A 14,370-nucleotide genomic window follows, 5' to 3' on the forward strand; every position below is an offset into this window, starting at 1 on the left:
TTAATGGTTGAAATGCAAGGTAATGAGCTTTAAAATGAAACGTAGACGTTGATTTGCGAGAAAAAGGAGAGACCATAATGGCTAAATATACAATCGTTGATAAAGATACCTGCATCGCATGTGGTGCATGTGGCGCTGCAGCACCAGATATTTATGATTATGATGATGAAGGAATTGCCTTTGTTATTCTTGATGATAACACGGGGACGGTAGCTATTCCAGAAGAGCTATTAGAGGATATGGAAGATGCGTTTGAAGGATGTCCAACAGATTCTATTAAAGTTGCTGATGAGTCATTTGATGGCGACGCTTTGAAATACGAATAGAAAAGAGTAAAGGCTCGTCTAGAATTCTAGACGAGCCTTTACTTATGTCAGCTGATAAGACTGGCTGACTTTATCTAAATAAGGTTTCAGTTTCTTGAATACAAGTACCATCACAACGGTAATAAAGGCACCTTTAATTAGATTAAAAGGTAAAATTCCATAAACTAATGTGTTCATTAACGCTGATCCTGTCTCCATTGGGAAGTTCAAGAAGTAAGCGTACATTGGTAGAAACACTAAGTAGTTCAGTAGGGTCATTCCAATTGCCATAGATACTGTTCCTGCTACTAATCCAAGGTACATGCCTTTAGAAGAAGTGACCTTTTTGTAAATCAAATAAACTGGTGTGATGAATAAAATAGATGTCACAAAGTTCGCCATGTGACCTACAGGAACACCAGTTGGACTTCCTGAGAAGAACCAATCTAATACGTTCTTTAAAAATGCTACTGCGATCCCAGCGACGGGTCCCATCGTAATGGCTGCAATTAATGCAGGTACATCACTGAAGTCGACTTTCAAATAAGCTGGCAGTGCTGGCAATGGAAATGCAAGTAACATTAAAATAAATGACAAGCTACTTAGCATAGCCACCGCAATGAGTTTGCGTGTGTTGCTTTTAAACATGACTTTCCGCTCCTTTTGCGATTCACTTCACAAGAGGAAAGGCTAACGTTGTCTGTGCGCTTATTTGCATGTAAAAACAAAACCCTTAAGCCGAAATCGACTTAAGGGAGAAAGGTACACTTAAATAAGCGTTTGAGATCACATCAACGCTGCACCTTCACCTTCTCCCATCCAGACTGTACTGTCGGCTCTGGAATCTCACCAGAATCTGCCTTGCGGCTCGCGGGCTAGACTTTCGTCATTTCCGCCGGTCGGGAATTGCACCCTGCCCCGAAGATGAATCATATAATGAAATTATACATACTACTGTATCCACTATTTATCATAGCAGACCGTGCAAAGTCGTGCAATACGTAAGCTTATTGTGACGGTAATACAATTTTATTCACGCCAACAAGAGACCGAGTGTCTTCTGGCAGTGGGTAAATTGCGGGATCCCAGTTTTCAAAAATTACCGCTTTATTAAACGATGCAGCTGTAGCAATTAAAGACTCTATCATGACGACAAGATCTCGTCGTGGCATCGAATCGGCAGTTAACGTCTCATCAAAAACAAATGTCACAGTATCTTCCGTCTCTTCTAATACATACGCAATAGATGACGGTAATATCGGTTCTACCACCGAATTCTCAGGAGCCTGTAGTTCATTTAGAGCGATCTCAAATGAGTCATAAGAAGTTCTTGGATAAGGTACTAAGTAATCTTCGCCTATCGCATTTTGTATGGGACTATAGGCTAGACCTGTTGCTGAAAGTTCTATTGGATCTGTAAGAGGTCCTACTTGATCCCATTCGAGGGGCTGTCCTTCCTCATCTAAAAGATACGCTTGTAAATAGTTCTTGCTAAATAGATTCTGTAACGTATTGAAGTAGACTTCTGAAGTAGCAGATGCCATATCGTATGGATGATCCTCTGGCAGTGTGATTTCTAATCCTCGTTCTGATTCGACAACAGTACCTTGTAATGGAAGATACTCATCAAAACCTAGTGCTTGTTCATCAATTTCAGTACTATATGCTTCGTAAAGCTCTAGCTGTGTCGGAAACCCATCCGGAAAATCTTCCTGAATCCGCTCGTTAGGAATCAAGAGCGTTACAGGGAATGCTACCGCTTGATAACTTAGTGAGAACGGTACGGCAGTATGATTTTGAAGCAAAGGGTCTTCTGCGAAGACCAAATGGGCATCTTGTGCAAACTGCATACCAAAGCTTTTTGCGGATTCCGCGTCTACTTCTTCCTCTGATTCTTCCGTTGCCATTGATGCTGATGAATCAGCGGTTTCACCGCTGTTCTCAGTTGCGCCAGATGACCCTTCTGACATGTCATTTAAGGACATCTCCGTGGCGCTTTCCATGTTAGTGGAATCCAGTGTGGTGAGCAATGACTGGACAAACAATACGAGAACAAATAATGCAGCGACTGTAATAACTGCCGGTAACCAAGGTTTTGATTTCTTTTGTTTGGGTGCCATAGACTGTTTCTTAATGGCATTCCAAACGTCTTCCTTTGCTCTTAAATCCACTTGTTTCGGCATGGAGTTGAGGAGTTGCTCTACATCATGATCTGTATATTTTTCATTTGTCATAGATCATTTCCCCCTCTCGTACATTTGACATGAATCTTTTTAAATTTGCAATAGCGCGGTGTTGTGTAGTCTTCACCTTAGATTCCGTCCACCCAAGAGCAGTTGCGGTTTCTTGAATCGAAAGTTGTTGAAAGTAACGCAACACGATGACCATTTTTTGATCCCCCGTACATGAGTTTAAGTAGTGCAGCAACTGTGATTTCTCTTCATCTAATTGCACAACTTGTTCAGGCCTCATATCGGGAGAAGTTAATTGGATTGCCTCCCAATCAAAGGAGTCAAAGACTCTTTTCTTTCGCACATTCTGTTTTCTGAAGTGATCAATAGCCACATTTTTGGCGATAGAAAATAGCCAGGTCTTCTCTGAGCTGTTTCCTTGAAAAGAATCGTAGGACCTAAGAACACGGATATAGACTTCTTGCGTTAAATCCTCAGCCACTTGTCTGTTTTGCACCAAATAAATCAGAAACTGGAATAAGTCCTGATGGTACGAATCATAGATTCGGTGAAAAACGGAGTCATTCATGGTACTTCCCCCCGTTCAAATCATTAGTCGTTTGAATTCAAAATAAGTTACATCTTTTTTATCTCCACTATGAAAGACGTTCCCTCACCTAATTCACTCTCTACCCAGATAGCACCGTCGTGACGGTCAATAATATTTTTAGCGATTGCAAGCCCTAGTCCCGTTCCGCCTTTTCCTCGTGTACGAGCTTTGTCAGCTTTATAAAATCGCTCAAACACATACGGTAAATCTTCTTTAGGAATTCCATATCCAGAATCTTGAATGATGATTCGTACATGAGTTGTAGAATTTTTCACACTTACCTTAACTGTTCCATGCGCTTCGGTGTGACGGAGAGCATTATCCACTAAATTGGTAATGACTTGTTCAATCCGGTCTTCATCTGCATAGATCAAAGTGTCTGCAGATGCGTCAGTTGAAAACGTAAGCTGAATGTCTTTCTCTTTTGCCTTTTGACTGAATTTTGCAGTCATCCGTTCCACAGATTTCACAATAGGAAGAGGCTGTTGGTAAATTCGTAAATATCCTGACTCGAGTCTTGCGAGATCGAGAAGTTCCGTTACAAGACGTCCCATTCGGTTTGACTCATCAGAAATGATCCGAATCATTTCTTTCTTTTCTTCCTCTGTTTCGACCACTTCATCTAAAATTGCTTCACTATAACCTTGAAGCATAGCAATCGGCGTGCGGAGTTCGTGGCTGACATTCGCGATAAAATCACTGCGCATCTTATCAAGGCGGTGTTGCTCTGTCATATCTCGAATGACAGCAACTGCTCCTCGAACTGTATCTTTCGAATACAGCAACGAGAGACTGATATTGTAATAATGTGAGTCAAGTTCAAACTCCTCTTCGAGCTCCTCTTCATTCTCAACCGTATGCTCTAGCATATGTAACAATGCTGCTGGAAGCGGTGAGCTTGGATCTTCAGCATGCGAAGACCACCTTCTAAGCAATTCATCAGCTGGTGGATTGCTTAATAAGATAGAAGCATCTTTATTGAATGTAATTACAGCATCTGTCATGGAAGACAGTATGTTAGATAATTGCTCTTTTTCTTGATTAATCACTTCAACATTATGTTTGATTTGCATGCCCATTCGGTTGAAGGCGGCACCAAGTTCTCCAATTTCATCTCTTTGCGAAGAAGGAACACGCGTGTGAAAGTTTCCTTTTGCTAGCTCATGGGCACCTTCTCGCATTTTGCGAAGAGGAGAGGTGATTCGTGTGGATAAGAAAAAGGATAATAAGGTAGTCAACACCATGGCGAGAAATCCAGAAAGAAAGACAATTTTCGTTGTCTGATTAGAAGTATTGTTCACTTCTTTTAAACTTTGATAGATAAACACTACACCATGGGGATTCGTATTTTCTAATGGATAAGCGAGAACTAAATAATTCTCCATACGATTTTGTTCCGTCAATGAAGGCAATAGCATCGTTTTAAGAGCAGGCTGCTCGGTATCAAACGCTCTTCCAAACAACTCATTTGACTCTAACTTTTCCTGAGTCTCAAGTTCTCCTAGTCCAGCATGGATGGTTTCCTGAATCTGTCTATCTTCAGAGTAGATCATCAAATTGGTCTCATCAGCTAAAATTTCCTGGATAAGCGGATAATCAATGGAGTTCTGGTCATTAAAGATATTTGAAATCAAAGAGGCCTCTTGGCGTAATTTGTTTTCGGCTTGTTGCGTGTGAAAATCTTCCAAAAACTCAAGCATTAAAACAGTAACAATAAATAATACAAAGAGAACGAGAAGCATAATGGTTCCCCATAGCTTCCCGACCACACTGTTCCATATTCTATTCATTGACGACCTCGAACTTATAGCCGACGCCCCAAACCGTTACAATCATCTTTGCTGCATTTTCAGATACACGGTTAAGTTTTTCACGTAAACGCTTTACATGTGTATCTACGGTACGTAGATCTCCAAAGAAATCGTAATGCCAGACTTCTTTCAACAGCTGTTCCCTGTCGAAAACTTTATCAGGAGATTTTGCTAAGAAGTAAAGTAGCTCATATTCTTTAGGAGTTAAGCTAACTTCTGTGCCATCGGCAGTTACACGGTGTGCATCGTGATCAATTGTTAAATGAGGGAAAATCACAATATCTTTGCTGACAGAAGAAGACGAAGACGACACGACCGTTGCAGAACGTCTCAACACAGCTTTTACTCGAAGTACCACTTCACGTGGGCTGAACGGTTTGACAATATAATCGTCAGCACCTAATTCAAAGCCTTCCACTCGGTTGGCTTCCTCCCCTTTAGCAGTCAGTAATAAGATAGGAGTTGCACTAATCTCTCGAATTTCTTTCATTGCTTCTAAACCATCTTTGATAGGCATCATGATATCTAACAAAATCGCATGAAAATCTTGTTCAGATGCAAGTTCAACGGCTTGCTCCCCGTTCTCTGCTTCTGTAATTTCGTAGCCTTCACGCTCTAAATACATTTTTAATAAACGACGAATCCTTTCTTCGTCATCCACAACTAACAGTTTTACTGATTCTGACATATCGACACTCCTTTTGTGAAGTTCCTGTATCTATTCATATTGTACATGACCTGACAATGAAATCAAACTAACTAAGAGCATGTATGTTCCATAGAAAAAGCTGCCACATCACTGTGACAGCTTTTTATTAAGCGTAACTGTGTAAACCGGCGATAATTAAGTTTACAGCAATCAGGTTGAACATAATGATGATAAAACCAATTAGGGCAAGCCACGCGCTCTTCTCGCCTTGCCAGCCTTTTGTGAGACGCAAGTGTAAGTAGACAGCATAGAAAAGGAACGTAATCAGAGCCCAAACTTCTTTAGGATCCCATCCCCAGAACCGGCCCCATGCCTCGTGCGCCCAGATCATTGCAAAAATCAAAGCACCTAAACTAAAAACAGGGAACCCGATCAACACGGAACGGTATCCAATCTCATCAAGCAATTGAGAATTTGTTTTTTTCGTAAATGGTTGAACCACTTCAGCCAAACGTTTACGTAAAATAAGACGTAACAAAATGTAGAGAACGGATCCAATTAGAATCGACCATACGACAGTCGTTAATTTTTTCGCATTTACTAATGCAGGCATTTCTATCAGTGGTTGCATAGCGCCTTCAGTAATAACAGTGGATTCATTCATTCCAAATAGAGCCGGCTTCGTATATTCAATAGTCTGTTCGGCACCTTCGACATCCACATACGAATATTCTACAGGTTCGTATGCCACAGAGAAAATTGTGGTGGATACGATAAAACCAACAACTAAAATCAAGACATACATGACAGCTTCGATCCAAAAGCGTTGTTTTGATTTCTTTGTCATGTCAATATTCTTAAGCAACCAAATCAATCCAGCAACCGCACTGATTGCAAGAATTGCTTCACCTAGTGCTGCAGTGATGACGTGAATTGTCAACCAGTAACTTTGTAGAGCTGGAATCAACGGAGACACGTCTGTTGGGAACATGCTCGCATAAGCAATGATTATAACAGCGATCGGTAACGCGAAAAGTCCGAGTGCTGCGATGCGGTACATGGAATAAATTAAGATGAATGCACCGACAATCATCATTCCAAAAGCTGCTGTAAATTCAAACAGGTTACTTACTGGTGCATGACCTGCAGCAATCCAGCGAGTAATAAAGTAAGTTAAATTGGCAATAAAACCGATTATCGTAACGGTAAAACCATACATTCCCCAGCGTTTATTTGTAGCTGTCTTCTCATGAGTAGAGGACTTAACAGCTCCTCCAAAGAAAATCGTAGCTACTAAGTAAGCAACGAACGCCACAAAAAGTGCCGAACTGCTCCATTCGATTAACGTCATGACGTCTCGTCTCCTTCTTCAAAGTCCAAGTCATCTTCCGGATCTTGTTGATCCTTAGGGCGAGGAACTTTTGTGTCCTTAGTTACATAATACAAGTCTTTTTTAACAGAGTTCCAGTTTTTGTTCGTGTGACCTGCAATACTCACATCACCTGTTGCGGTCTGTTGAATCCAGATACGGCGATGGTTCCAATAAGATCCTTGAGCAACACCTATCATAAAGATAAGCCCACCAATCATAAGAATCGGCAGTGTCAAATCTTTGCGGACCGTCAGTCCTGAAATGTCTCGAGTTTCCGCTGCTTGGAATTTTAGTTTGTAGTCATTTTCACCAAACGGTTCAATCGTTTCACGGATTAATACAAAGCTAGTCTCTGGCTCTGGTTTATCCGGTGTGTACATTCGTACTAAGAAAGCAGGATTGTTTGGAATCGGAGATTTAGATTGTGGTTCTCCATTTTCAAAACCAGTAAAATCAGCATAGTAATCAACTAATTCAACTTTGTAGCCATCTCCTAAATCGTACTCCGGTTCTGGTTCAATCAAGTCTATTGTGAACTCGCCAAACTGTTCACCAGACTCTTTGTTTTCAAGATTAAACGTCATAGCTTTCAACTCATCCAAACGGAAATCTATTTGATAGATATTATATGAATCAAATTTAAATGGCTTATTCACAATTGTAGGACCAGACTTGATTTCTTCAAGTTCACCAGGGTCTCCAACAACTTCTTGATTGGCGCCTTCAAATAAAGTTAGGTTCGTTTGATAGTTGGAAGCAATTGTCCCTACACGATCAATCGCATCGGAAAACACTTCATCAGATGATTCTTTATCATAAACATCAAATTCAAAGCCATTGTTCTGAATGAAATATCCAGAAGCTCCTGGTACGGCTAAAGTCTCTCCTTCACGAATCCAAAGCTGCTCATCCACGTAAACTCCTGGAATAGCCCGCAACATGACGCCACCTAAGAAAATGATCAATCCCAAATGATTTACATAAGGACCCCAACGAGAAAAACGGCCCTTTTCAGCAAGTAAAGCTCCGTCTTCTCTCCGGACATTGTATTTTAATTCTTTTAGTTTCTTTTCAGCTGGTGTTAAAACATCTTCCGTTACATTCTCAGCTTTTGTGTAAAGTCTCTGACGTTGAAGGAAAGAACTATGTCTCTTCACTTTTTGTTTTTTTAATGATTTGTAAAGAGGGATGACTCGGTCTAAACTCGCAATAATTAAAGAGATTCCGAGCATTCCAATAAGTCCTTGGAACCACCAAGAACTGTACAAATCAGAAAGTCCTAAATCGTTATAAATTTTACCGAACGTCCCGTAAATCCGCTCATAATAAGCTGCTGCTTCAGTAGCGTTGTTCGCGGGTACGTAAAATACTTGTGGCAGGATTGTGCCGATTGCCGCTGCCACTAAAATGGCTACGATAATCCACATGCCTACTTTAACACTAGAGAAAAAGTTCCAGACTTTATCGATAATTGTTTTATTATACGTCTGAGAACGTCTTGCTGAGCCTTCGTAACGCATATCGGCAAGCGGCTTATTGATGGCCTCTTCTGTCAGAGGTCTTCCACAACTCTCACAGAGCTGCGTGCCGACTGGATTGATATGCCCACATTTACATTCAAGCGATTTCATTATGAAAACTCCTTATGATGGCTTAATCTCTTCCATGAAATTAGCCACGTCTTGTTCCGTCATCTCACCTTGTATAATTCGAATTATTTTTCCATCCGGATCCACAAGGAAGGTTGTAGGTAATGGGCCGATGTTGTATCTTTCCATCACATTTTTTTGCCGGTCAATAACTACAGGAAATGTCATTCCATATTGCTTTGTGTAGCTGTTTACTTTGAAATCGGATTCAGCTATATTCACTGCAATAGTTTGAACTCCTTGGTCTTTAAATACTTGATACTGTTTATCAATGTAAGGCATTTCTTTTGCACACGGCTTGCACCATGTACCCCAAAAATTTAAAAAGACCCCTTGTCCCTTATAATCAGACAATCGCTGCACGTTGCCGTCCATGTCCACCAATTGAAAATCAGGTGCTTGATCGCCAACAGCAAGAACAGCATTCTTCTCTTTTGTTACATTGACATAAATGGTCCCAATAATTGCAACTACTAAAATAGCAAGAATCACTGTACGAATATAAAATCGTGTCTTTTTAGACTGAGCCATCTGTCTCTACCTCCTTGTACAATTCCTATCCTGAACATCGTGCTACACAATAGTATAACAAAAATTTGCGGATACTTAGATTTGAGATATGAATGGTTTGTGAACGACAAGAAACCAGCCCCTAGAGGCTGGATGGGATTTAGTATTTAGATATGCCCCACTTTCCCTGTATCTGCAAGCACTCGCATTTGTTTCACTTCATGGGTCGTCAACTTTCTATACTCTCCAGCGTTTAGGCCATGAAGCGTTAACAAACCAAACTTTTCTCGTTTTAATTTTTGAACCGGATGACCGATTGCATCAAACATACGACGTACTTGACGATTTCGTCCTTCATATATGGTAATTTCCACGATAGACTTGTCTTGTTTTTTATCTTCAGACAACAGTTTCACCTTGGCCGGTGCTGTTTTTCCATCTTCTAATTGAATTCCCCGCTGTAATTGCTTGATTTTTTCACGAAACGGTATTCCTTTAATGCGAGCTACATAAGTTTTCTCTACTTTAAACTTTGGATGAGTTAGAGCATATGAAAAATCGCCGTCGTTTGTTAACAGAATCAATCCTGAAGTATCATAATCCAGACGTCCTACCGGGAAAATCCGTTTGTCTTCGATATCAATTAGATCTACAACGGTTTTTCTCCCTTTATCATCTGTTGCTGCTGAGATGATTCCCCGAGGTTTATAAAGCAAATAGTAGACTTTCGTTTCTTTTTCTAGAAGAACACCATCTACCTCTACTTCATCTGAATTTGACACTTTTGTTCCCAATTCTTTGACTCGCTGACCGTTCACTTTCACTTTACCATCTAAAATTAATTGTTCTGCTTTTCTACGAGATGCAATCCCTGCATTCGCAATTACTTTTTGCAATCGTTCCACTGTAAACCCTCATTCCATTGAATAGGTGATAGGAAAAGACAAGGTGGTCTCACCCAATTGTATAATCCATTCACCTGTTGTTTGTTTGTTTTGTAATCGTACTACATTTGTTTGAACTTCTTGTGATTTACGCAAATAGCCAAACGGCTTGGGTACCTTTAGTCTGATCCCGTCTGAAGTGATATAGTCCCCTTCAACTGTTTCATGAATTACTTGTTGGAATGTTGTATCCCGTAAGTGTTCGTGAAGAGTCCAGTCATTTCTTTCATTTAAAGACACGACAACAATTTTTTTAGGCGCCTATTCAAAATAACTGATTAGCATCCTACCTGCAGCTAAAGTGTATCCTGTTTTGCCAGCGAGTGCTTGATCATTTGTAACCAATCGGTGTTTATTGATCCAAAGGCTGTTTCGTTCCTTAGGACGAAACTGTTTTGCAGATGCAATGACACGGAATCTGTGGTCTTGCATCGCCGGCTTGAACAGGAGCGCCATGTCATATGCAGAGACATAGTGTCTGTCTTGATCTAAGCCTGATGGATTTTGAAACCAAGTGGATGTAACTCCTGCTTCTCGGGCGTACTCGTTCATCACTGTAGCAAAAGCTTCTTCAGATCCGGCCACATGCTCAGCAACAGCCACTGCAGCATCATTCCCTGATTGTAACATAGTCGCATACAGGAGACTCTCCAGACTCCAAGCTTCCTTTGCTTCTAAGTATACGGATGAACCTTCTTGATTACTAGCATGTTGACTGATTTGAACCGTTTCATCAGTTTGCGCCTCTTGAAGGGCTATAAATACAGTCCAGATTTTTGTAATGCTTGCTGGAGGCAGTGAACTATGAGCTTGTTGCTCTTCAAGCAGTCTTCCTGAATCCGCATCAATTACGGCATAAGCGGCGTGTGCTTGATTACTGAATAGTAGTAAGAAAAAACAGCCAAACCAAAAATATCGGCTGGCTGCAATCCACGTCTTTCGAGTCACTAAGTCATCCTTTCTCTACGGTCTCTAAGTCGAACTGTTCTTGGAACTTGGTCATGAACAAATCTGTCTCTTCTTCTTCCGATTCTTCATCCGGTAGTGGCGGCAATTCTGTCAAGTCTTCTAAGCCAAATACCTGCATAAACTCAGTAGTTGTCCCGTAGAGGATGGCTCTTCCCGTCCCTTCAGCTCGACCCACTTCTTTAACTAAGGCACGAGCCACTAAAGTCTGTAGAGCACTATCTGATTTAACACCTCGAATATCATCGACTTCCACTCGAGTGATTGGTTGTTTGTAAGCGATAATTGTTAAAACTTCAAGAGCGGCTTGAGACAATGCAGTCAATTGAGTTGTTTCTATCATCCGCTGAATCACCTCTGCATGAGCCCGTTTTGTGACAAACTGATAGGTATTAGCAAGTACGACTAGTTCAAGCCCTCTTGACGCATCTTCTTTATAGAGGTGCTGCATATACTCCAGGTGAGCCTTCATTGTCTCGCCATCTGTTTGCGTGTAATGACAGAGCTTCGAGAAACTAATTCCTTTATCTCCGGCAATAAACAAAAGACTCTCTAGCTGACTAATCAAATTCTGATTCCAGTTCATTTTCAAGCACTTCCTCGGTTAACTCTATTTCTAAATCGGTAAAATTTTGAGATTGTGTCACTTGGATCATTTGGCGTTTCATCAACTCAAGAACAGATAAAAATGTAGCGACGACAACTGCTTTTTCACTTGAGTCAAATAAAGTTTCAAATGCAAGCTTGCCTTTAGCTCTTTTAAGACGGGTAACTACTTGCTGCATCTGATCTTTAATTGAGATTTCCGCTTTACTAATTCTTGTGGATAGCGGCTTTTGAAGCATCTTACGCTTGAGCATCTTTTGAAAAGCGCCTAATAAATCATATACTTCATATTGTTGATCAAGAACCAACTCTTTGTCCGCTGGCTCAATTTCAATTAAAGAAGGCAGTTTTGAAAAATGATGACTTTGCTGATGTTCTTTCGTTTTTAACTCTGCAGCAGCTTCTTTATACCGTTTGTATTCCAACAGTCGATTGACTAATTCATCTCTTGGATCAAACTCCTCTTCATAAGAACCATCAATATCAAGATCAATCGGCATAGTAGGTAGTAGCATTTTACTTTTAATACTTAGTAATGTAGCGGCCATAACTAAGTATTCACTCGCCTCGTTTAGTTCGAGAACTTGCATAGCTCGAACGTGTTCCATATACTGAGAAGTGATCTCGGTCATTTTTATATCGTAAATATCAATTTCCAATCGATTGATCAGATGAAGTAATAAGTCCAGAGGACCTTCAAATGCTTCCACTTTTATTTCATATGCCATAGACTCACCTTTAACTTGCAGAATGACTCTAATTATACCGGATGTGACCAAACAATGCACCTAGCGAATAATAAAGCGTTTCAGGCTTATTTCTATCATTATCTCGTCACCGAGGATTATTTTGAGTGCCATGAAGTGCTCGAAGAATTGTGGAAAGAAGTGGCACCTCGTAACAAAACCCATGTACTCGTCCCCTTTATTTTAGTAGCTACCAGTATGTATCACTGGCGGCGTGGAAATACAAAAGGGGCTCTCAAGTCGCTCAGAAAAGCACATGAGCTGTTTGAAATAAATGTCTCTGAAGTAGACGGATATCTTGACGCACAGGACCTCGAACAGGAAATCCAAGCAAAACTCGTTGCCATATCAAAAGAAGAACCCTTTTCACCAATTGTTTTTATAGTAACATCAGAGACTTTAGCAGCAGTCATCGAACAGTTTCCCGAAAAACAACAAGTGACTGATGCATTGATCCACAGACACACAGTTCGTGACAGAAGCGATGTCATCGAAGCTCGAAAACAAGCACTTTTAAAACGTCGTAACTAAAAAGCTCAGCCAATTGGCTGAGCTTTTACTATACCGTCGGGGCAATAAAGATCCAGTAAATGATTCCCCAACCCAGTCCCATTGCAAGTAACAATAAGAACAACACGATATTTTTGTTTTTCAATTTCATGATTCTTCTCCCTCCTCATACAAGGAAAGATCGTTGCGAACCAAGTCTTCTAACGATTCCCGACGAATAACTAAACGTGCCTTACCATTTTCAACAAACACTACAGCAGGACGAGCTAACCGGTTGTAATTGCTAGCCATGGCATACCCGTATGCTCCTGTTGAAAAAACGGCTAAAATATCTCCAGCCTCCACCATGGGAAGAGCGATATCTTCAATTAGTTTATCTCCAGACTCGCAACATTTCCCGGCAACTGTCATGGTAGTAAGATTTGAATCCTGCATTCGATTGGCTACTTTTGCGTCGTAGCGTGCTTGATAGAGGGCTGGTCGAATATTATCTGACATCCCGCCATCCACTGATATATAGTGACGAGTATCCGGAATCACTTTTTGACTGCCGATCGTGTAAAGAGTGGTACCTGCATCCCCTACAAGAGAGCGTCCTGGTTCAATCCAGATCTCCGGCATTTGATACGCAGATTCTGATGATAGTCGTTGAATAGCGACGATCATCTCTTCAACGTAAGTCTCTGGGGACAGTGGCGTATCTTCTTCTGTGTAGCGAATTCCGAATCCTCCACCAAGATTCAATACGCGACACGAGTAGTGATGCACTTCACTCCAGGTCTGCATTTTGACCAGAAGTTTTTCAGCAGCTGCTACAAAGCCATTCGTCTCAAATATTTGGGACCCGATATGACAGTGAAGACCAAGTAACTCCACATATGGATGATTTGCTAAAGATTCAAATGCTTCGTCGGCTTGTCCGTTTAGTAAATCAAAACCAAATTTTGAATCTTGTTGACCTGTTGTGATGTAAGTATGCGTATGTGCCTCGATTCCTGGGGTCACGCGAAGCAAAATAGCCATCTGTTGTTTACGAGTCTCCGCAAGCTCTTTTACAAGTTCGAGCTCATAGAAATTGTCGACTACAATACAGCCGATTTCATGGTCAAATGCCATAATCAATTCATCTAAGCTCTTGTTGTTTCCGTGAAAGTGAATCTTTTCTACAGGAAAATCCGCTTGGAGGGCCGTATACAATTCTCCAGATGAGACCACATCTAGTGAAAGCCCTTCTTCCTTCATCACTTGATACATGGCGATAGAAGAAAAAGCTTTAGAGGCATAAGCGACTTGCGCTCGGATTCCATGTTTTTCAAACGTATCTTTAAATTTGCGCGCTCGCTCTCTTACAAGCTCCACATTATAAACAACGACTGGGGTACCAAATTGTTTTGCAAGTTCTGTAGCATCAAATCCAGCTATCGTTAAGTGGCCTTTTTCATTGGTTGTGTAGTGAAGCGTATCATTCATGGTCATCCCTCACGATTCCTTCGTTTTTCTACACAAACTTTACCACACTGA

Annotated in this window: 16 protein-coding genes and 1 riboswitch; of the genes, 2 read left to right on the plus strand and 14 right to left on the minus strand. The window is 40.9% G+C overall.

Features of this window, described 5'->3' with window-relative positions; translation table 11 throughout:
- The first annotated feature begins 77 nt into the window (after positions 1-77).
- On the plus strand, positions 78-326 hold the full coding sequence (locus CQS04_RS02635) for a ferredoxin (RefSeq protein WP_100352647.1): 249 nt from the start codon (positions 78-80) through the stop codon (positions 324-326).
- 42 nt (positions 327-368) lie between these two features.
- Here the strand turns inward: CQS04_RS02635 and CQS04_RS02640 are convergent, their stop codons facing one another.
- The 13 genes from CQS04_RS02640 to CQS04_RS02695 all read right to left on the minus strand — a co-directional run bounded on the left by CQS04_RS02640 (position 369) and on the right by CQS04_RS02695 (position 12,321).
- On the minus strand, positions 369-953 hold the full coding sequence (locus CQS04_RS02640; protein WP_100352648.1) for an ECF transporter S component: 585 nt from the start codon (positions 951-953) through the stop codon (positions 369-371).
- A gap of 155 nt (positions 954-1,108) precedes the next feature.
- Positions 1,109-1,235, minus strand: a riboswitch (FMN riboswitch).
- Positions 1,236-1,312: 77 nt separating this feature from the next.
- Positions 1,313-2,539, minus strand: a complete 1,227-nt coding sequence (locus CQS04_RS02645) for a hypothetical protein (RefSeq protein WP_100352649.1) — start codon at positions 2,537-2,539, stop codon at positions 1,313-1,315.
- A complete protein-coding gene (locus tag CQS04_RS02650; protein ID WP_100352650.1) occupies positions 2,529-3,065 on the minus strand; it encodes an RNA polymerase sigma factor SigX in 537 nt (178 codons plus the stop codon). The genes CQS04_RS02645 and CQS04_RS02650 overlap by 11 nt, the downstream gene beginning before the upstream one ends.
- A 47-nt stretch (positions 3,066-3,112) precedes the next feature.
- Positions 3,113-4,876: an ATP-binding protein gene (locus tag CQS04_RS02655; RefSeq protein WP_100352651.1), complete on the minus strand. Its 1,764-nt coding sequence runs from the start codon at positions 4,874-4,876 to the stop codon at positions 3,113-3,115.
- A complete protein-coding gene (locus CQS04_RS02660) occupies positions 4,869-5,585 on the minus strand; it encodes a response regulator transcription factor (RefSeq protein ID WP_100352652.1) in 717 nt (238 codons plus the stop codon). Before CQS04_RS02660 ends, CQS04_RS02655 begins: the two co-directional genes overlap by 8 nt.
- 127 nt (positions 5,586-5,712) lie before the next feature.
- The gene (gene ccsB, locus CQS04_RS02665) at positions 5,713-6,897 is read right to left on the minus strand and encodes a c-type cytochrome biogenesis protein CcsB (protein WP_100352653.1); all 1,185 of its coding nucleotides are present in this window, start codon (positions 6,895-6,897) and stop codon (positions 5,713-5,715) included.
- Positions 6,894-8,549, minus strand: a complete 1,656-nt coding sequence (gene resB / locus CQS04_RS02670) for a cytochrome c biogenesis protein ResB (protein WP_100352654.1) — start codon at positions 8,547-8,549, stop codon at positions 6,894-6,896. Before resB ends, ccsB begins: the two co-directional genes overlap by 4 nt.
- Before the next feature lie 12 nt (positions 8,550-8,561).
- Positions 8,562-9,098, minus strand: a complete 537-nt coding sequence (resA, locus tag CQS04_RS02675) for a thiol-disulfide oxidoreductase ResA (RefSeq protein WP_100352655.1) — start codon at positions 9,096-9,098, stop codon at positions 8,562-8,564.
- Positions 9,099-9,244: 146 nt separating this feature from the next.
- Positions 9,245-9,982, minus strand: a complete 738-nt coding sequence (locus tag CQS04_RS02680; protein WP_100352656.1) for a pseudouridine synthase — start codon at positions 9,980-9,982, stop codon at positions 9,245-9,247.
- Between the two features lie 9 nt (positions 9,983-9,991).
- Positions 9,992-10,261, minus strand: a complete 270-nt coding sequence (locus CQS04_RS13700) for a hypothetical protein (protein WP_165775439.1) — start codon at positions 10,259-10,261, stop codon at positions 9,992-9,994.
- 21 nt (positions 10,262-10,282) lie between these two features.
- Positions 10,283-10,969 (minus strand): D-alanyl-D-alanine carboxypeptidase family protein, encoded by a 687-nt coding sequence (locus CQS04_RS02685; protein WP_100352657.1) that lies wholly within the window; start codon positions 10,967-10,969, stop codon positions 10,283-10,285.
- A gap of 4 nt (positions 10,970-10,973) precedes the next feature.
- Complete coding sequence (scpB, locus tag CQS04_RS02690) at positions 10,974-11,573, minus strand: SMC-Scp complex subunit ScpB (RefSeq protein ID WP_100352658.1); 600 nt, start codon at positions 11,571-11,573, stop codon at positions 10,974-10,976.
- Positions 11,548-12,321 (minus strand): segregation and condensation protein A, encoded by a 774-nt coding sequence (locus tag CQS04_RS02695; RefSeq protein WP_100352659.1) that lies wholly within the window; start codon positions 12,319-12,321, stop codon positions 11,548-11,550. Before CQS04_RS02695 ends, scpB begins: the two co-directional genes overlap by 26 nt.
- A gap of 54 nt (positions 12,322-12,375) precedes the next feature.
- Here CQS04_RS02695 and CQS04_RS02700 point away from each other — a divergent pair, with 54 nt between their 5' ends.
- Positions 12,376-12,870: a DUF309 domain-containing protein gene (locus CQS04_RS02700; RefSeq protein ID WP_100352660.1), complete on the plus strand. Its 495-nt coding sequence runs from the start codon at positions 12,376-12,378 to the stop codon at positions 12,868-12,870.
- Between the two features lie 126 nt (positions 12,871-12,996).
- On the opposite strand, the gene lysA is transcribed toward CQS04_RS02700, so the two are convergent.
- Positions 12,997-14,319, minus strand: a complete 1,323-nt coding sequence (gene lysA, locus CQS04_RS02705) for a diaminopimelate decarboxylase (protein WP_100352661.1) — start codon at positions 14,317-14,319, stop codon at positions 12,997-12,999.
- Between the last annotated feature and the right edge of the window lie 51 nt (positions 14,320-14,370).

The organism is Chryseomicrobium excrementi (assembly GCF_002798305.1).
GTDB classification, from domain to species: Bacteria; Bacillota; Bacilli; order Bacillales_A; family Planococcaceae; genus Chryseomicrobium; species Chryseomicrobium excrementi.